Source organism: Paenibacillus sp. FSL H7-0756 (assembly GCF_038006765.1).
In the GTDB taxonomy this organism is placed as follows: domain Bacteria; phylum Bacillota; class Bacilli; order Paenibacillales; family Paenibacillaceae; genus Paenibacillus_AQ.
The window spans coordinates 2,104,525-2,123,202 of record NZ_JBBOVT010000002.1 but is presented as its reverse complement, the minus strand read 5'-3'; the positions used below and the strand labels follow the sequence as shown (position 1 = coordinate 2,123,202).

General features: G+C 55.0%; 15 protein-coding genes. 13 read left to right on the top strand and 2 right to left on the bottom strand.

Annotation, left to right across the window (positions count from 1 at the left end; all coding sequences use genetic code 11):
* Positions 1-182: 182 nt before the first annotated feature.
* From NST04_RS25855 to NST04_RS25825, 7 genes are all read left to right on the top strand, one after another.
* Positions 183-1,508 (top strand): ABC transporter substrate-binding protein, encoded by a 1,326-nt coding sequence (locus NST04_RS25855; RefSeq protein ID WP_341186760.1) that lies wholly within the window; start codon positions 183-185, stop codon positions 1,506-1,508.
* Positions 1,509-1,601: 93 nt separating this feature from the next.
* Positions 1,602-2,495 (top strand): carbohydrate ABC transporter permease, encoded by an 894-nt coding sequence (locus NST04_RS25850; protein ID WP_341186759.1) that lies wholly within the window; start codon positions 1,602-1,604, stop codon positions 2,493-2,495.
* Positions 2,496-3,329, top strand: coding sequence for a carbohydrate ABC transporter permease (locus NST04_RS25845; protein WP_341186758.1), 834 nt, complete (start codon positions 2,496-2,498; stop codon positions 3,327-3,329). It begins immediately after the preceding gene.
* A 191-nt stretch (positions 3,330-3,520) separates the two neighbouring features.
* Entirely contained in the window at positions 3,521-5,188 is a 1,668-nt protein-coding gene (locus tag NST04_RS25840; RefSeq protein ID WP_341186757.1) for a family 43 glycosylhydrolase, read from the top strand.
* A gap of 45 nt (positions 5,189-5,233) precedes the next feature.
* The gene (locus tag NST04_RS25835; RefSeq protein WP_341186756.1) at positions 5,234-6,550 is read left to right on the top strand and encodes an ABC transporter substrate-binding protein; all 1,317 of its coding nucleotides are present in this window, start codon (positions 5,234-5,236) and stop codon (positions 6,548-6,550) included.
* Between the two features lie 29 nt (positions 6,551-6,579).
* Positions 6,580-8,391: a sensor histidine kinase gene (locus NST04_RS25830; protein WP_341186755.1), complete on the top strand. Its 1,812-nt coding sequence runs from the start codon at positions 6,580-6,582 to the stop codon at positions 8,389-8,391.
* Entirely contained in the window at positions 8,384-10,027 is a 1,644-nt protein-coding gene (locus tag NST04_RS25825; protein WP_341186754.1) for a response regulator, read from the top strand. Before NST04_RS25830 ends, NST04_RS25825 begins: the two co-directional genes overlap by 8 nt.
* Positions 10,028-10,360: 333 nt before the next feature.
* On the opposite strand, the gene NST04_RS25820 is transcribed toward NST04_RS25825, so the two are convergent.
* The gene (locus tag NST04_RS25820) at positions 10,361-11,641 is read right to left on the bottom strand and encodes a histidine--tRNA ligase (RefSeq protein ID WP_341186753.1); all 1,281 of its coding nucleotides are present in this window, start codon (positions 11,639-11,641) and stop codon (positions 10,361-10,363) included.
* Positions 11,642-11,761: 120 nt separating this feature from the next.
* Here NST04_RS25820 and NST04_RS25815 point away from each other — a divergent pair, with 120 nt between their 5' ends.
* From NST04_RS25815 to catA, 4 genes are all read left to right on the top strand, one after another.
* Entirely contained in the window at positions 11,762-11,899 is a 138-nt protein-coding gene (locus NST04_RS25815; RefSeq protein ID WP_341186752.1) for a hypothetical protein, read from the top strand.
* Positions 11,900-11,927: 28 nt separating this feature from the next.
* Positions 11,928-12,581: an HD domain-containing protein gene (locus tag NST04_RS25810; RefSeq protein ID WP_341186751.1), complete on the top strand. Its 654-nt coding sequence runs from the start codon at positions 11,928-11,930 to the stop codon at positions 12,579-12,581.
* Between the two features lie 90 nt (positions 12,582-12,671).
* Positions 12,672-14,123 carry a DEAD/DEAH box helicase gene (locus NST04_RS25805; RefSeq protein ID WP_341186750.1) on the top strand — a complete coding sequence of 484 codons (1,452 nt, stop codon included), beginning with the start codon at positions 12,672-12,674 and terminating at the stop codon, positions 14,121-14,123.
* Between the two features lie 198 nt (positions 14,124-14,321).
* Positions 14,322-14,990 carry a type A chloramphenicol O-acetyltransferase gene (gene catA, locus NST04_RS25800; protein WP_341186749.1) on the top strand — a complete coding sequence of 223 codons (669 nt, stop codon included), beginning with the start codon at positions 14,322-14,324 and terminating at the stop codon, positions 14,988-14,990.
* Positions 14,991-15,119: 129 nt separating this feature from the next.
* On the opposite strand, the gene NST04_RS25795 is transcribed toward catA, so the two are convergent.
* Positions 15,120-16,835, bottom strand: a complete 1,716-nt coding sequence (locus NST04_RS25795) for an ABC transporter ATP-binding protein (protein WP_341186748.1) — start codon at positions 16,833-16,835, stop codon at positions 15,120-15,122.
* A 220-nt stretch (positions 16,836-17,055) separates the two neighbouring features.
* Here NST04_RS25795 and NST04_RS25790 point away from each other — a divergent pair, with 220 nt between their 5' ends.
* Together NST04_RS25790 and NST04_RS25785 are read left to right on the top strand one after the other, a co-directional pair.
* Entirely contained in the window at positions 17,056-17,160 is a 105-nt protein-coding gene (locus NST04_RS25790; RefSeq protein WP_341020399.1) for a YjcZ family sporulation protein, read from the top strand.
* A 252-nt stretch (positions 17,161-17,412) separates the two neighbouring features.
* Positions 17,413-18,633 (top strand): CynX/NimT family MFS transporter, encoded by a 1,221-nt coding sequence (locus NST04_RS25785; RefSeq protein ID WP_341186747.1) that lies wholly within the window; start codon positions 17,413-17,415, stop codon positions 18,631-18,633.
* Positions 18,634-18,678: the final 45 nt, after the last annotated feature.

Below are 18,678 nucleotides of genomic sequence, written 5' to 3'. Positions count from 1 at the left end.
CCGCCTAATTCCGCCTTATCCCTATTGAGCCATCCGTCAGACCCTTTGTCCTCTGCCCGGCAATCTGTAAATATGTCCATTGATCCTAGAAAGAGGACATTTTTTGCGCTCCCCCGTGGCGTTACCATAAAGATATCAAAGAGCAGCCAGCTTTGAATCACCGGTAAAAGGGGCGTATACAGATGAAACGATCCATGCAAAAATCAGCATCTATCCTAATGATGGTCATGATGTCGGCCATGGTTGTAACCGCTTGCGGCGGAAACAATGCGAACAGCGGCAGCGGCGGCAATACCGCAAGCGGCGGGAACAGCGGCACCGAAGCGCAGGGCAGCAACAGCAGTGGCAGCAGCGGCGGCAAGAAGACAGAGCTTCTGTTCTGGTCACCGTTCTCCGGCTCGGATGGCCCGTTCATGAAGAAAATCGTGGATAAATACAACAGCTCCCAGGATCAATACAAAGTGAATTTTGTGATCCAGCCGAATGGCGAGTATTACAAGCAGCTTGATGTTGCGCTCAGCACCGGCAAGGAACGGCCGGACCTGATGATCATGCACGTCGATCAGGTGCCGACCTATCAGAGCAAGGACCAGCTCCAGCCTGTCGATGAACTGGCGGCGGCAGCCGGAATCAATCCGGCTGATTTTGCCGAAGCCCCGGTTAAATATGCCACCATCGACAGCAAGCTGTACACGATTCCGCTCGATATTCATCCGGTCGTGATGTATTACAACAAGGATCTGTTTGAGAAAGCAGGGATCACCGCACCTCCGGCAAACCGTGCCGAATTCGACGCCGCCGCAGAGAAGCTGACGGACAAAGCCAAAGGCGTATACGGATATGTAGTCCCTACCCTCTGGCCGCAGCAGTTCATCTTCCCGTCGCTCGTCTGGCAGAACGGCGGAGAGCTGTGGAACGGAACGGATGTAGCCTACAATTCTCCTGAAGCGGTTGAGATGGTACAGTGGCTGCGCGATATGGTCGACAAGGGCATCTCCCCGGCCAACGTACAACAGGACGGCGAGAACACCCTGTTCTTACAGGGAAAGAACGCGATCCAGTTCAACGGCCCATGGATGAAATCACAGTTCGATGAAGCCGGACTGAATTATGGCGTAGCCGTAATGCCGCAGATCGGCAAAGCGAAGCAGGCTATATATGCAGGCTCTCACGGTTTTGTGGTTCCTAAGGCTGTCACTGACAGCAATACGCTGGCCGGCATCGGGGATTTCCTGAAATACGTCTCCGGCAACTCGCTGGACTGGGCTGAATCCGGTCAGGCGGTCGCCTCCAAGACCGTGATGGACAGTGCGGAATTCAAGGCGATGGAGTTCCAGAGCACCGTATCCCAGAGCTTCTCCTCCGTACAGTTTGCACCGAATGTGCTGAACTGGGGCACGATTGTCGAGCCGGTATGGAGCGAGCTGAGCAATGCCATTCTCGGCAAAAAATCACCCCAGCAGGCGATGGATGATGCTGTAGCCAAATCCCGTCAGGCGATGAAATAGCACCCGGAATGAATGGTTCATTTCGGTAAGCAAAGCGGGGAGCGCTGCACAGCTTCCCGCTTTTCCCTATACGAGGAAATGGAGGAATCCCTTTTGAAAAGCACATGGACGTCCCGCTTCACCTCATTTCTGTTCATCCTGCCCTATCTTGCAGCCTTCGGACTGTTTCTGCTGTTTCCGATTCTGTACGGCTTTGTGATCAGCCTGCAGGACTTCGAGCTGCTGTCTGACACGCATCCCTTTGTGGGGCTGCGCAATTATATTACGATTTTCACCCCCGGAACGTATGAGAACAGCATTTTCTTCCGCGGCCTGTGGACCACCTTCCAGTTTGTCCTGTATTCCGTTCCGTTGCTAATCCTTGCGGGGCTGGGGATGGCGATGCTGGTTAATGCGCTGCCGGCGAAGCTCCGGGGGCTGTTCCGGACGTTCTATTTCCTGCCTTACGCACTGTCGGCCTCCGTAATGGCCGTGATCTGGCTGATGATGTTCGATACCAATGCCGGATTCATTAACAGCCTGCTGCAAAAGCTGGGCCTGACCGCTATCCCGTGGCTGACGGACACGCCCTGGGTCTGGATTTCACTGGTGCTCACCACGCTCTGGTGGACGATCGGGTTCAATATGATTATTTTTGTGAATGCGCTCAATGAAGTGCCGGAGGAGTATTACGAGGCGGCTGCCATTGATGGAGCAGGCGCCTGGAACCGGTTCGTGTCGATTACACTGCCTACGATCCGGCCGGTCATGCTGTTCGTGATGATTACCTCGACAATCGCTTCCTTCAACATTTATGCCCAGCCGTTCCTGCTGACGCGCGGAGGGCCGGGAGACACCACCAAGGTGCTGCTGATCAATGTACTGGACCAGGCATTTGCGCGCAAGGACATTGGCTCGGCTTCCGCAATGGCGATTCTGATGGCGCTGCTGATCATGATGGTGTCAATCGTACAGTTCCGTCTTACGAACCGGAAGGAGAACGTCTAAATGGGTAAAGCAAAAAAAACGGGCCTGCTGGTGCTGGCCGTCCTGATTGCGCTGTTCGTGCTGCTGCCGCTGGTCTGGATGCTGTCCACGGCCTTCAAGAATGACTTCGAAGCCCTCTCCGGGCGGATGAACTTCTTCCCGCAGAAGCCCACGCTTGATAATTTCGCTCAGGGGCTGGGTGGGGAGCTGATGAACACCCCTATTCTCCGCTGGATCATCAATTCCTTGTCAGTCGGGATAGCCGGTACAGCCATCGTGCTACTGATTGACTCCATGGCGGCGTTCGCTCTGGCCCGGCTGCCGGATCTGCCGCTGCGCCGCACGCTGCTGTCCATGTTCATCGCCTCGCTGATGATTCCGGGCGTGCTGACCTTTCTGCCGATGTACATGGAGTTCAATGCACTGGGGTTGATCAACACTTATCAGGCGCTGATTCTGCCGGCTACTGCCGGGGCGTTCGGAGTGTTCCTGCTGTACCAGTTCTTTGTCTATTTTCCCAAAGAGATTGAAGAGGCTGCCCGGATCGACGGAGTGAACAAGTGGAAGCTGTATACCCGGATTCTGCTGCCCTCGGCAGTCTCAATTATGATGACGCTGGGTATTTTCACCTTCATGGGAATCTACAATGACTTTGTCTGGCCGCTGTATGCCACCACCTCGCCGGAGATGCGGACGATCACTGCGGGGATTGCTATGATGGCTACAGGAAGCTACACCCAGAGTTACGGCAAGCTGATGGCCATGACTACCATCGCCGCACTCCCGGTGCTGATTATCTTCATCGCCGGACAGAAGTCATTCGTGAAGGCGATTACGAGTTCGGGAGTGAAGTAGAGTCACTGCGGTGAACATTTGGATTTCCGGTGACTGCTGATGCTGTAGAAAAGGTTCGATAACCCTTGGAGGAGTAGAAAATGCTAATAAAGCCAGAAAAACCGCAGAAGGCATGGGCAGGCAGGAAATCACGTAAAATAACCTACACCCTTGCGGCTTTTCTCTTAGTGATACTCGCAGGAGGTGCATATTTGTTGCTGCAGCAAGGGAATAGCGGAACAGATGAGGTCTACAAAGGGCATGGCGGAACGTTCAAGAACACGCTGGCCGAGATGGATACGCCTGATCCGAGCGTGATTTACAGGGAGGGGTATTATTACATGACCTTCACCCATAACGGAACGGATATTATGGTGATGAAGTCACGAACCCTGGATTTCCGCCAGGCAGAGCGGAAGGTGGTGTGGTACCCGCCGGCCGAGACGGCCTACTCGGCGAATCTCTGGGCACCCGAGCTGCAGTATATCCGGGGCAGCTGGTATATCTATTTTGCCGCAGATGACGGAAAGAACGAGAATCACCGGATGTATGTACTGCAGGGGGACAGCGTTGATCCGCTGGGCGATTATACCTTCAAGGGTCAAATAACTGACGATACCAATAAGTGGGCGATCGACGGGCTGGCGATGGAGGTGAATGAGGAGCTGTATTTCGTCTGGTCCGGCTGGGAAGGCGGGGTGAACGCTGCGCAGAATACCTATATCGCGCCGATGAGTGATCCGTTGACAATCAGCGGGCCGAGGGTACTGATTAGTGAACCGCTGCTTCCCTGGGAGCAGGCCGGAGGTCCGCCTTATATCAACGAAGGCCAATCTGTCCTTCATCATGACAACCGTGTCTTCATTGTCTACTCCGGGGCGGGCAGCTGGACCCCATATTATAGTCTGGGCCTGCTGGCGCTGAAGCCCGGCGGCAATCCGCTGGAAGCCGCAGACTGGACTAAGTCGGAGGAGCCGCTGATGGCGATGGATGAAGCCGCCAGAGTGTACGGGCCGGGGCATAATTCATTCACGGTCTCGCCGGATGGCAGCGAGCAGTGGATTGTATATCATGCTACGGCCGGAGCGCAGGACGGCTGGAACAACCGCAAGGCGCGGGCCCAGCCGGTCCGCTGGGACGATGCGGGGCTGCCGGTCTTCGGCAAGCCGCTGCCGTTAAGCGCAGCGCTTGAAGTTCCAGCGGGGACGGGAGTATTCCTGGCGGAGAATGCCATCCGCAGCGGAACCCGGCTGCAGTTCCCGTCCCTGCCGTCCACAGTGGATAGCGCTACCCCGCTGCTGGTGCATTATGTCAATCCGGGGCAAGAGCCGGTTGAGGCGGCTGTAACAGTGAATGGTGGAACACCGTCAATGCTTCAGCTGACGCCGTCCGGGGAAGGGCAGACCGGATATGCCTATGTTCGCTTGCCGTTCGCAGCCGGGATGAATAAGGTAGCTCTGGAGCTGCCGCAGGGGGTAAAGGCTGAACTGCGGGCGGTAGAAATACCGCGTTACGAAGGTGAAGCCCAGACGCTGGAGGAGGCTGCCGAAGCAGAGGATAATCCGTATGCCTCGGGCGGGGCAGCGGCAACCCTCAGCGGTAGGGCTGCGGGGCTGCGCTTCGGCCATATTCATGTTCCATACAGCGGAACCTACACGCTCTCGGTGGCGGTTCTCAATGCTTCACCGGACGCGAAGCTGGAGGCGGAGGTGAACGGAGCCGCGAGGACTGCGCCGCTCCCGGAGACGCAGGAGCGGAACCGGGCGGCAATCATTGAACTGGAGGTACAATTACAGGGCGGGGTTAATGAGATCATTCTTTTTGACAGACAAGGCAGCTTCGGTATAGATTATATGGATATATGGCAGAAACGTGAATGAGCCTGACAGATTCATAGACGGCAAGCAAGGCGGGGGCTTACTTATATGAGAGATACCAGATGCAATACCGGATATAGACGAAATAAACTGATTACGCTTTCAATCCCGCTGCTGGTTCTGCTGCTGGTGCTGGGCGGCTGCGGTGCTGAGGATGCGGCAGAACCTCCGCAGGCTGTTGCCGAGCCGGTAACGCTGGAGTACTGGACCCCGTTCAGCGGAGGAGACAACATCTTCATGACCGAACTGGTAGAGCAGTTCAACAAGGAACACCAGGATATCCGGATCGATCAGATCAACTCCCGGTTGGATGATTATTATTCCCGGCTGCGTACAGCCATTCTGTCCGGTAATGCGCCGGATCTGGCCATTATCCACGCCACCAATCTGCCGCAGTTCGTGCAGAACAGTTATATCGAGCCGCTTGACGGACTGGCTGCGGATACGAGCCTTGACTGGGGCCAGTTCAATGCCAAGATTGCTGAATCCACGGTCTACGGCGGCACGCATTATGCCGTACCTCTGGATACGCATACGCTGGTGCTCTACTACAACAAGAAATATTTAAGAGAGGCCGGGCTGCTGGACGCAGAGGATAAACCGGTGATCAGCCGGGGAGAGCAGGGATTTACCGCATTTCTGCAAAAGCTGAAGCAGTCCGTTCCGTCCGGTGTCGCACCGCTGGCTCTGCCGAGCACCCGGATTGATTCGGTGTGGTTATGGTGGAGCCTGTACAATCAGATGCCGGGCGGCGGTGTCTTCTACAATCCAGAAGGTACGCGGGCGGTCTTTAATAACGAGGCTTCTCTTGCGGCGCTGGAATTCGTGAACAGCCTGTATCAGCAGGAGCTGATCCCTCCGAATATCAATGATGCCTTCAAGCTGTTCTATGACGGTGAGGCGGCTACGCTGATTACCGGGGTGTGGGGGACCGGCGCTTTTGAGAAGGATGAGCAGCTGGAGCTGGGAGTAGTGCCGGTACCGGTCATTTATGACCATCCGGCGGTCTGGGGAGATTCCCATACCCTGGCAATTCCGGCCAAAAGTGAGATGAGCGCGGAGAAGCGCCGGGCAGCGATGATCTTTGCCCGCTGGGCGGTGGAGCATGGGGTGATGTGGGCGGAAGCAGGGCATGTGCCGAGTTCCCGGAAGGTCGTGGAGAGCGGGGCGTATGCTGCGCTGAAATTCCGCAGTGATTATGCCAACACCGCCAATTCCGTAGCCTATTGGCCGAGAAATGTGAAGCAGTGGAGTATTAATGAAGAGATTATCCGGCAGTTTGAGCGGATGATCTATAAGGAGCAAAGTCCGCAGCAGGCTCTGCAGAGAGCGGTGGACAGCATTAATCTTCAGCTGAAGAAATGACGGTAAGGGGATCGAAGGAGAGAATGCGGTTGAAATCATTTCGCGGCTGGTTCAGGAACCTCGCGCTTGCGCGCAAGCTTATTCTTATCAATGTCGTGTTCATCGTATTGCCGCTGGGGCTGATGGGCTATTTCGCCTTTGCCCGCTTTACCGAAACGACGGAGCGCAAGGTGGGCGATTATCAGCTTCAGACGCTGAAGCAGCTTACCCTGAATATCGATACCTATATGAATGAGCTGAACCGGCTGACCGTGATGCCGTACCAATATCCCAAGGTTACCGATTATCTGGCCACGAAGCGCTCCCCCGGAGAACCCTTAACGCTGGATGAGATCAGCGGCTTGAACAGCTTCGTTACCCAGGTGTTCCTGAACGGCCGGGTGGATATTCTGGGCGTCTCGCTATACGGCACCGGAGGTGCCTCTTATGTGGTCATGCCGGAGAGCCAATATGTGACAACCTACAAGCTGGATGAGAATGTAAGCTGGCTGAACAAGTTCAAAGGACATTACGGACAGCCGGTCTATGTTGCCACGCATGACATAAGCGCTAGCGGTGGTAAGGTGTACCAGGCCTTCTCCATTGTGCGGGAGCTGCGCAGCTTCGATGACGGGGTGACCCTCGGCTACATCGTCATAGATGTGGACCCCAAGTTCATCCGCGAGATTCTGTCCAAAGTAAAGCTGGATGCCAGGGAGCAACTGTACATTACGGATGATTCGGGCAATCTGGTGATCGGCAAGGATCACGGAGTGCCGCAGGCTGCGCCTTCCCGCTCACCGGATAAACCCGCCGAAGGGGTAAGCCATGTGAAGTCGGAGGGAGAGGGCCAGCTGATGGCCCGCGTAACTTCCGAAGTGACAGGCTGGACAACGGTAGGTGTCGTTCCTGTATCCAGCCTGATGAAAGATACCGAGGTGCTGCGCACCTACATTATTCTGATTGGTATCCTCTGTGTGGGCCTGGCCCTGCTGCTGTACGTGTTCATCGCCTACCGCATTACCCAGCCGCTGCGCAAGCTGAGCCGGTTGATGCGCAGTGTTGAGCGCGGGGACCTCAGTATGGCTTTTCCGGTAAGCGGCACGGATGAGGTAGGGATGCTGGGCCATTCCTTCAACGGCATGCTGGCCAAGCTCAGCGAGCTGGGGTATCTGCTCTATGAGACGGAGATCCGGGAGAAGGATGCGCAGATTGCCGCGCTGCAGAGCAAGATTAATCCGCATTTTCTGTACAATACACTGGGTTCGATCAGCATGTACGCCGAGCTCGAAGGCAGTCCGGAGATTATTGCCATGTCCAACAATCTCAGCAAGCTGCTGCGGTATAGTCTGAGCGGACGCAAGGAGCATGTGACGCTTCAGGATGAACTGGATCATGTCGGCGGGTATATGACCATCCAGCAGATGCGTTATGAAGAGCGGATTCAGTTCAGCATGAGTATCGAACCTTCGCTGCTGGGCTGCGAGGTCATCCCGCTGATGATCCAGCCGCTGGTGGAGAACGCCATCAACCATGCGCTGGACCAGGGGGTGGGGCGGGGCGTGATTTCACTGACCGCAGGCAGCAGCAATCAGGTGCTTACAATTACGGTTGAGGATGACGGAATCGGTATGAATGCGGAGGCGCTGGAGGCGCTCCGGCAGCATCTGCGGAATACGCAGGAGCTTGGCGGACGCTCGGGTAACGGGCTGCTGAATGTTCACCGCCGGATTGTGCTGCATTACGGGGAGGATTATGGTCTTTCCCTGGAGAGCATGCCGTATCAGGGCTTCAAGGCGGTGCTTAAGCTACCGGTCATTCACCAGCAGGGCAGAGCAGAGGAGGATGACGGAGTTGCCTAGAATACTGATTGTTGACGATGAATCGGTCTTCCGCAAAGGTCTGCGCAAAATGATCACCAGCCTGGACGGTAACTGGGAGGTGGTCGGTGAAGCCGCTGACGGCTATGATGCGCTCGACAAGCTGGCCGAGCTGTCGCCCGAAGTACTGCTCACCGATATCCGCATGCCGCGGATGGACGGCATTCAACTGCAGCAGGTGGCCGGGGGGCGCTTCAAGGATCTGATGACCGTCGTGGTCAGCGGGTATGACGAGTTCGCCTATGTGCAGCAGTCGATGCGCCAGGGAGCGAAGGATTATCTGATGAAGCCGGTCGAACGCCAGGAGCTAAGCCGTGTGCTGGAGAGGCTGGGCCGCGAGCTGGCCGAGCGTAAGGTAACGCCGGTGCTGAAGAATGAGCCGTGGCAGGTGCAGCCTGTGCTGAAGCGGCATGTGGCCGGCCATCTGATCGAGAGTCTGCTGAAAGGCAAGACAGAAGAGAGCGACCTCCAGCTGCTGCGGGAGATGGGTTTTGCCTTCGGGCATCCCTATTTCATCTGTATGGTGATCAAGCTGGATAAGCACTCCGTGGAGAAGGAACGTTACCAGCGGGGCGATGCCTCCCTGTTCCTTCTGTATATCCAGCAGGTTGTGCAGGAAATGTTGAACCGTCATGCCACAGGATTAAGCTTTGTGCTGTCGGATACTGAAGTGGTGGCCTTGCTCAATACGGCGGACCCGCAGCATTCCTTATCGGCACCGGGCAATCTGGGCGACCAGATCCGCAGGCAGATTCGCTCATTGTCCAACCTGACGGTGACAATCGGGGTCAGTAATCCGGCGGAAGGACTGCCGGGAATTCCCAGGGCGTACAATGAGGCCGGAATCGCGCTCCTGTACCGGTTGATTGAGGGCGGTGACAAGCTGCTCGATTATGCCAAAATGAAGAGGCGTCCCCACACAGGAAACGGACCCCTGAAGTGGTCTTGGGAGCTGCTGGAGAAGTCGATTACCGGCGGCAGAGTGACGGGAATTGGCCCAATTGTTGAGCGTATGATTGATGAGCTGTGCAGTACGGCCGAATCACCGGAGAGCATCCACCAGCAGATCTGCAAGCTGCTGCTGTACTACTACGAGCTGGCCGAGGAGCTTAATGTTACCGAATCCTGGCTGGGCTCCAAGGATATCCGCAAAGTTCTGTTCGATGTGTGCAGCCTGTCCTCACGGGAGGAACTGGCTGAGAAATGCCGGGGGCTGCTGCTGGGCCTGACGGGAAGTATTGCGAAATCCAGGGAGACAAAGGATATCGATCCGGTAAGCGCTGCCCAGCGCTATATTTCGCAGCATTATGACCATCCGCTGAGCCTTAAGGAAGTGGCGGATGCGGTTTATTTGAACCCGGCGTATTTCAGCAACCTGTTCAAGCAGAGAACTGGCGTCACCTTTATCGAATTCCTGACGCAGATCCGGATGGAAGAAGCCCGCAAGAAACTGGCCTTCACCGATGAGAAAATCAGCAGAATCGCAGAGGAAACAGGCTTTGGCAACGTGCGCCACTTCAACCGCGTGTTCAAGAACTGCAGCGGTGTTTCTCCTAAAGCATACAGGGACGGCACTCGCAGAGCGCAGGCGGCATCTATGAATAGCCAGGACAGATAACCCGGACCGAAATCCGGACTGAAGTCCGGTTCAGTAGAATAGTACCTTACCATGAGCAGCCCCAGCGTGACGGAAATCCTGCACAAATTGCAACAATCGGAGCTCAACAGGCCCCAGCGTGACGGAAATCCTGCACAACGTGCAACATTCGGCATTGAGCAGCCCCAGCGTGACCGAAATCCTGCACAAGTTGCAACCTTCGGAGCTCAACAGCCCCAGCGTGACCGAAATCCTGCATAAGTTGCAACAATTTGCTGTTGGTAGCTACAATCCGAGACTGGCAAGGTGGTGTGAACTCACTCGTCTGTCTGGCGGAGAATATGTGTCTGGAATTCACAGTGCAGTCGCCCGAATCGCCTCCTCTACTGTAACCAGCTGTTCGCTCCCCAGCTCCATATCCTTCAGCCGCAGCTTCTGCTCCGCGGCTTCGCTCTCTCCGACCATAATCACGTAGCGGACGCCCTTGGCTGAAGCTGCGGCCAGCGTTTTTTTGAGCCTGCGCGTGCCGGTGTCCACGCTCGTGCGGATACCGGCGGACCGCAGCGCAGCGGCAGCAACCAGAGCCTGCGGCAGGTATCCGCCGCCGATCGGAATGATCAACACGCCGGAACGGTCCGCCGTATCTGCCGGGCGCTCGCCCAGCAGCGCCATGATCGACTCCATCCCGAAGGAGATGCCGACGGTAGGATATTCTATATCCTCACGCCCGACAAGCTTGCCGATGATGGCATCATACCGCCCGCCGCCACCCAGACTGGACGAGTAGCCGCCTGTGGCATCGAAGATTTCGTATACAGTCCCCGTGTAGAATGACAACCCGCGTGACAGAAAAGGATCAAAGACGCACACCTCCGCAAGGCCAATCGCGTCAATCAGCTGCTGCAAGGCAAGCACTTCGAGCTCCCCGGACTGCCCGTCGAGCGAATATTTCTCCACCAGTTGTCCGAACTCAAGGTTCCCCAGCTCCAGCAGCTCGGCAATCCGCTGAATCGTATCTGCCGTCAGCGCTTTGTCCGTAAGCTCAGCCAGCACCCCGGCGCTGCCGATCTTGGCCAGCTTGTCGAGGGTCAGCATCACGGAGAGCTGCTCCTGCTGCGGAACACCGACCGCACCCAGAATCTCGCCGAGGAAACGGCGGTTGTTCCACTTCAATACCACCGGGATCTCCAGGCTGCGGAAGACTTCAGCGGCCAACTGCATCAGCTCAGCCTCCGCCTGCGGACCGGCAATGCCGACGACATCGGCGTCACATTGCAGGAATTCGCGCAGGCGGCCTTTTTTGACCGGACCATCCCGGAACACCTTGCCGATCTCATACCGCCGGAAGGGGAATTCAATCCCCGGATTTAAGGCAATCACCTTGGCAAAAGGAATCGTCAAATCGTACCGCAGCCCCACCCTGCGCCCGCCCTGATCTGTAAGCTGGTACATCTCGCGCAGAATCTCATCGCCTCCGGCGTATTTGGAGGTCAGCAGCTCCAGCTCATTGAGCATAGTGGTATCCATCGATTCGAAGCCGTACAGCTCGAAGAGCTTTTGCAGTGTAGTCCGCACCTTCTGGCGGATGGCCTGTTCCCGGCCGAAGTAATCATAGGTTCCTTTAATATTTTGCATAATTAGCAGCTCCCTTGAATGTGAATTCGGTGAAAATAAAAAACGCGCCGGACCCCGTGGTCCCGCGCGCTTATCTATGCCGCAGGGAGGTCAAACGCGAAATGCGTTAGCCCTCCCTGAATGAATTCAGGTGTGCTAACGCTGCTTGTGATGATGAAGCTGATTCGTTATGATGGACAAGCGGTTCATAGGAATCAATTCCCTTCCGGCTGGATTACAGCACATTATAGCGGATGGGGAGCAGCGGCGCAAGAGTAACATTTTTTATCGTGAAGGAGCAATCATAATGAATGACAAAGAGCTGATCACAGCAGCGGAGCATTTTGCGCAGGAGCAATTGGGCCAGGATACCACCGGCCATGACTGGTTCCATGTGAGCCGGGTGCGGAATACGGCCGCCCTGATTGCCGGAATGGAAGGGGCCAATGTGGTGATCTGTACCATAGCCGCCCTGCTGCATGATGTAGCAGACGAGAAGCTGAATCCCTCCAAGGAAGCGGGCCTGCTCAAGGTGAGTGACTGGCTGGACGGACATCTGCCGGATGAAGCGGCGCGTAAGCATATTATGGAGATTATTGCCACGATGTCCTTCAGCGGCGGCGGGGGCGAGCCCATGTCAACGCTGGAAGGGCAGGTGGTCCAGGATGCGGACCGTCTGGATGCGCTTGGAGCTATCGGGATAACGCGGACCATGGTCTTTTCGGGAGCCAAGGGCCGTCCGGTCTATGATCCGCAGCTCCCGCCGCGTGACGAATCGCTGCAGAAGGAATACCGGGACTATTCCAAGGGGACGGCGGTCAATCATTTTTATGAGAAGCTGCTGAAGCTGAAGGATCTGATGAACACCCCGTACGGCAAGCAGCTTGCGGAGGAGCGGCATCAGTTCATGCTCAGTTTTTTGGAGCAATTCTATAAGGAATGGAATCAAGGGGCAGAGTAGCTGTTATAATGAAGGTATGCGCAAGATGGATGGAACGCGGGAGATCCCGCCTGAACCGGAACAATCGGCATAGAAGAGGTAGAATATAATATGAGTGAAGTACAAGTACAGTTTAGTGATTATGGTCTGAATGAGGAGATTCTCCGCGCGCTGGAGGTTCTGAAGTACACGGACCCTACAGAGGTGCAGCGGAAGGTCATTCCTGTAGCGTTGAAGGGACAGGATCTGATCGTCAAGTCCCAGACCGGCAGCGGCAAAACCGCAGCCTTCGCCATCCCGCTCTGCGAGCTGGCCGATTGGGCGGAGAACAAACCCCAGGCGCTGGTGCTGACCCCTACCCGGGAGCTTGCCCAGCAGGTGAGAGAGGATATTACGAACATCGGGCGATTCAAGCGGATCAAGGCGGTAGCGCTGTTCGGCAAGCAGCCGTTCGCCCCGCAGAAGCTGGAGCTGACCCAGAAGACGCATGTCGTTGTAGGCACGCCGGGCCGTGTATTCGACCATATTGAGCGCGGTACGCTGAACCTGAGCCGCATACAATATCTGGTGATCGACGAAGCGGACGAGATGCTCAGTATGGGCTTCATCGAGCAGATCGAGAAGATCATTAAGCAGCTGCCCAAGGAACGGGTAACGATGCTGTTCTCGGCGACACTGCCGGAAGTAATCAAGAATCTGTGCCGGAAGTATATGAAGGACCCGGCGGATATTGAGATTGAAGCCAGCGGAATGACGACAGCATCGATTGAGCATGCACTGATTGAGGTTGTACAAGCTGCCAAGTTCGGGCTGCTCAGCGATCTGCTGACGGTGGAGAACCCGGATAGCTGCATTATTTTTTGCCGGACCCAGGAGCAGGTGAATGCCCTCTTCCGCGGGATGGCTGACCTCGAATATCCGGTGGACAAAATCCACGGCGGCATGGAGCAGGACGAGCGGTTCGAGGTAATGAATGCCTTCAAGCGCGGCCAGTTCCGTTATCTGATCGCCACCGACGTTGCAGCCAGAGGCATTGATATCGAGAACATCACCCATGTCATCAACTACGATATCCCGCTGGAAAAAGAGAGCTACGTCCACCGCACCGGCCGCACCGCGCGCGCAGGCAAAAGCGGCAAAGCAATCACCTTCGTGACGCCGAACGAGCACAAATGGGTCAGGGAAATTGAGGGCTATATCGGCTTCAGCCTGCCCGTCATGAAGGCTCCTTCAGACGATGCTGTGGCCTATGCCAAACCGGCCTTCGACCAGAAGCTGGGCAAACAGCAGGTCCGCAAAGCGGGCAAAACCGAGGTCATGAACCAGGATATCATGAAGCTGTATTTCAATGGCGGCAAGAAAAAGAAGCTCCGCGCGGTGGACTTTGTCGGCACCATTGCAAAGCTTGAGGGTATCACCGCTGAGGACATCGGGATCATCACGATTCAGGATAACGTGACCTACGTCGATATTCTGAACGGTAAGGGACCGCTTGTACTCCAGACAATGAAGGAGACCACGGTCAAGGGCAAGCTGCTGAAATGTCATATTGCCAAGAAATAAGCCGGAGCTGCTGCTATTGCAGCCGGGTATCGAATGCTGTCACACTGGGCAACAAGGCCGGGGTGACAGCGTTTTTTTGAAATAGTGATGTATGATACAATAATATGAACTCTTTTTAAAGGATGGGCTTCTAATGAAGAAAGCAGACAAGTCAGCCTCCTAAATTCAGTTTACACAAACATTTAGGAGGCATAGCCAATGATTTTTAATCTGATTGATAGGGATAACTGGAAGAGACAAGAGATCTTTAATCATTATCTGAACCAGGGTACGACCTTTAGCCTGACAGCAGAAATCGAGATTAGCGTTTTATACCGAATAATAAAACAACAAGAATATAAGCTGTATCCTGCCCTTCTATTCTTGTTGACCCGTGTGGTTAACTCCAATATTGCGTTCAGAATGGGATACAATTGTACGGGGGAATTAGGATATTGGGACAAGGTAGACCCGCTGTATACCATTGCCGACAGTGTCTCGGAATCCTTTTCGGCGATTTGGACGGCGGGCACGAATGATTTCAAAGCGTTCCATGATGCTTATGTTTCTGATGTGGAGAATTATAAGGATTCCGGGAGATTGTTCCCTAAGACGCCTATCCCTGAGCATACCTTTTCTGTATCTATGATTCCGTGGACTTCCTTTACTGGCTTTAACCTGAATATCAGCAATAACGGGAATTACCTTCTGCCCATTATTACCGCAGGTAAATTCACGACCACTGGCGATTCAATATACCTGCCACTGTCGTTGCAAGTCCATCATGCAGTCTGTGACGGCTATCATGCAGGATGGTTCATGAACGAGGTCCAGGCCATGGCAGATCGTGCTGAGGAATGGATTGACGGAGGTTATTCATTTGGCTAAATAACAAGACCATTCTTGAGGAAATTAATTATGCACCACATTTTGATTCAAAATAAAGAAACCTTCCGGTATACGGCTTAAGCCGTATACCGGAAGGTTTTTAATTTGAGTCCGCATCACTAGAAATGTCTACGCATTATACTGCGCCTGATATAACCGGCTATAAGTGCCTCCGGCATTCACCAGCTCCTCGTGGCGGCCTTCCTCGGAGATGCCGTCCTCATTCACCACAATAATGCGGTCGGCATTCTTGATCGTCGTCAGGCGGTGGGCAATAACCAGTGTGGTGCGGCCCACCGACAGGTCGGCCAGCGACTGCTGGATCGCTGCTTCGGTCTCAGTATCGAGTGCCGAGGTAGCCTCATCCAGAATCAGAATCGGCGGATTCTTCAGGAACATCCGGGCGATGGCCAGCCGCTGCTTCTGTCCGCCGGACAGCTTCACGCCGCGTTCGCCGATTACAGTCTCCATCCCATTCGGGAGGCTGTTAATCAGCTCCTCCAGGTGAGCCTGGCGGGCCGCCTGCCAGATGTCCTCCAGCCCCGCATCCAGCCGGCCGTAGGCAATATTCTCGCGGATGGTGCCGGAGAAGAGGAAGACATCCTGCTGCACGATTCCGATCTGCTTGCGCAGCGAGTTCAGCTTCATATCACGGATGTCGATCCCGTCAATGGAGATTGCGCCGCCGGTTACATCGTAGAAGCGGGGGAGCAGGCTGCAGATCGTGGTTTTCCCGGCACCGGAAGGGCCAACGAATGCGATGGTCTCCCCGGCATTTACCTTCAGACTGATCTCCTTCAGCACGGTCCGGTCTGCTTCATACCCGAAGCTGACATTGCTGAAGGAGATATCCCCGCGAAGCGAATCCACCTCTACCGCATCCGGCTTGTCAGCGATATCCGGTTCAGTGTCGATGACTTCAAGATACCGTTTGAATCCGGCAATCCCCTTCGGATAACTCTCAATAACCGCATTGATCTTCTCAATCGGCCGGAAGAAGACATTGGCCAGCAGAATGAAGGCGACGAATTCGCCGATCTCAAGTTGGCCCTGAATGAAGAACCACGCCCCGCAGACCATCACCACAACAGTAATCAGACGGGTCATCATATAGCTGACCGAGAAGCTTTTGGCCATCAGCTTGTACGCCATCAGCTTGGTCTCGCGGAACTTCTGGTTGTCCACAGCAAACAGCTCTTTCTCGAATTCTTCATTGGCAAAAGACTGGACCACGCGGATTCCGCCGACATTATCCTCAATCCGGGCGTTGAAATTCCCGACGTTGCCGAATAAGCGGTGATAAGTGTCCGTCATGTTGCGTCCGAAATAAATAATGACCCAGGCCATAATCGGCACGATGATGAACGTGATTACGGCCAGCTGGAGATTGATATCGGCCATCAGTATAAATGCGCCGACCAGCGTCATGACCGCAATGAACACATCCTCCGGCCCGTGATGCGCGACTTCGCCGATATCGTTGAGATCATTGGTTATTCTGCCGAGCAGATGACCGGTTTTGTTGTTGTCGAAGAAGCGGAAGCTGAGCTTTTGAATATGGTTGAACATTTTTTTGCGCATATCGGTCTCAATATTGATCCCCAGCATATGGCCCCAATAGGTGACAATATAGTTCATTGCCGTGTTCAAGGCGTAGATGGCGAGCAGGGCGACACAGGCAATCAGAATCAGCGACCAGTTCTGGCCCGGCAGCAGGTCATCAATGAATTTATTGACAGCCACCGGAAAAGCAAGCTCCAGCAGTCCCGCACCCACCGCACAGGTGAAGTCAAGGACAAACAGCTTCTTATACGGACGGTAGTAGGAGAAAAAACGACGCAGCATCTCTTGTTCACTCTTTTCTGTAATATGTTATGTATCTGGTTACTGAGAGTGATTCTCAATTAAACCTTCTGCTTAGGATACTAAAGATGGTTACATGTTTTGTCAACGGTGAGAATCGTAATAATTGAAATATACTGCGGAATTGATTGCCGTTTAACCCATACCAAGGACATGATTTATACATATTTTAACAGTATTCAGGCGTAAAGGAGGAGTTAACATGGGCGAAAATGTTGGAGGATACGGCGGAGCATTCACTTCCACTGGCGCAATCCTGGTTCTGTTCATCCTGCTCGTAATTATCTCTAAATCCCTCTGGGTGTAATCCGGGTTCACCTGCTCTGCTGGCCGCTGGTCGTTTGACCGGCGGTTTTTTTAACAATTGGGGCCCCAGCAAAGTACCTGAGCTAAAGCCCTACTTTGCAGGATCATTTTTTGGCCCCGTGAGGCTGCTCCGGCAAGTGATATGATATAATGAAATAATGCGCCTGGGTTGAAGGGCGTAATACATATAGCGGCTATTCCCTGACAAGCTCCGGGCTTGACGGGTGTTTTGCTGCGACCCTGGAGGTACAACATGAAGCCTGGCCGTGAAAATAACATGAGGACAAGCCCGGCCTTGTCCGCATCTGCTGCGGATATCCGCAGCCGCTGGATGCTCGTCACCGGAATCATCTGTGTGGCCGCTGCTCTGCGTGCCCCGTTCACTTCCGTCGGACCTCTGCTGGAGATGATCCGGGATGACTTGGGATTGTCTAATACGCTGGCGGGGGCGATTACGACTTTGCCTTTACTGGCTTTTGCCCTGCTGTCACCGTTCGCGCCCCGGCTTGCCCGCAAGCTGGGACTGCCCAATATCCTGGTGCTGGCCATGCTCACGCTGTCCATGGGAATTCTGGTCCGTTCGGCTTCCGGCACGGTAACCTTCTTCGCAGGTACGGCGATGATCGGTCTGTCGATTGCCGTCTGTAACGTGCTGCTGCCTGGACTGATCAAGGGAAAATTCCCGCACCGCATCGGTCTGATGACCGGAATCTATACCGTGTCCATGAACATCTGTGCAGCGGCTGCTTCGGGGCTGAGTGTTCCCTTGGCCACCCGTGCGGGGCTGGGGTGGAGAGGGACCCTGGCGCTCTGGTTCATGATTGCTGCACTGGCTACGATCTTCTGGATTCCGCAGCTGAAGAGTCTAGGCGCGGGACAGGCAGGCACTGCATCCTCTTCAGCGGCACGGGTCTGGCGCTCCCCGCTCGCCTGGCAGGTTACGCTGTTCATGGGACTGCAATCTCTGCTCTATTATGTGCTGATCGCCTGGTTCTCGGTGATCCTCGGGGAGCGGGGGATGTCTGCCAGCCATGCCGGCTGGATTCTCTCGCTGATGCAGCTGGCCCAGCTGCCGTTCACGTTCTTCGTGCCGCTCTGGGCCGGAAGGATGAAGAGCCAGCGGCTGCCGGTGGTGATTACTTCAGTTCTGTTTATCACTGGCATCCTTGGCGTCTGGCTGGGCAGTACTGCGCTGATGGCGTTATGGGCTATCTGCATAGGGATTGCCGGGGGCTTCGCCTTCGGTCTGGCGATGATGTTCTTCAGCCTGCGCACCCGGACCACACAGGAGGCCAGCGAGCTGTCCGGCATGGCCCAATCGGCGGGCTATCTGCTGGCCGCGATGGGTCCCGCACTGTTCGGCCTGCTGCATGATGCTGCGGGAAGCTGGAATGTACCGCTTGCGCTGCTTGTCTTAGCAAGTGTGCTGCTGTTCGCTGCCGGTATGGGGGCGGGACGCGACAAGTTTGTATAAGATTTTCGCTGAGAAAGTGCATTGTAAGCTGATCTCGGCGTGCTA

Excerpts from the sequence above, each read along its gene's own strand:
- NST04_RS25855 (WP_341186760.1), top strand. The coding sequence starts at position 183 with ATGAAACGATCCATGCAAAAATCAGCATCTATCCTAATGATGGTCATG.
- NST04_RS25845 (WP_341186758.1), top strand. The coding sequence starts at position 2,496 with ATGGGTAAAGCAAAAAAAACGGGCCTGCTGGTGCTGGCCGTCCTGATT.
- NST04_RS25835 (WP_341186756.1), top strand. The coding sequence starts at position 5,234 with ATGAGAGATACCAGATGCAATACCGGATATAGACGAAATAAACTGATT.
- NST04_RS25820 (WP_341186753.1), bottom strand. The coding sequence starts at position 11,641 with ATGCAAAATATTAAAGGAACCTATGATTACTTCGGCCGGGAACAGGCC.
- NST04_RS25815 (WP_341186752.1), top strand. The coding sequence starts at position 11,762 with ATGAATTCAGGTGTGCTAACGCTGCTTGTGATGATGAAGCTGATTCGT.
- NST04_RS25810 (WP_341186751.1), top strand. The coding sequence starts at position 11,928 with ATGAATGACAAAGAGCTGATCACAGCAGCGGAGCATTTTGCGCAGGAG.
- NST04_RS25805 (WP_341186750.1), top strand. The coding sequence starts at position 12,672 with ATGAGTGAAGTACAAGTACAGTTTAGTGATTATGGTCTGAATGAGGAG.
- catA (WP_341186749.1), top strand. The coding sequence starts at position 14,322 with ATGATTTTTAATCTGATTGATAGGGATAACTGGAAGAGACAAGAGATC.
- NST04_RS25795 (WP_341186748.1), bottom strand. The coding sequence starts at position 16,835 with ATGCTGCGTCGTTTTTTCTCCTACTACCGTCCGTATAAGAAGCTGTTT.
- NST04_RS25790 (WP_341020399.1), top strand. The coding sequence starts at position 17,056 with ATGGGCGAAAATGTTGGAGGATACGGCGGAGCATTCACTTCCACTGGC.
- NST04_RS25785 (WP_341186747.1), top strand. The coding sequence starts at position 17,413 with ATGAAGCCTGGCCGTGAAAATAACATGAGGACAAGCCCGGCCTTGTCC.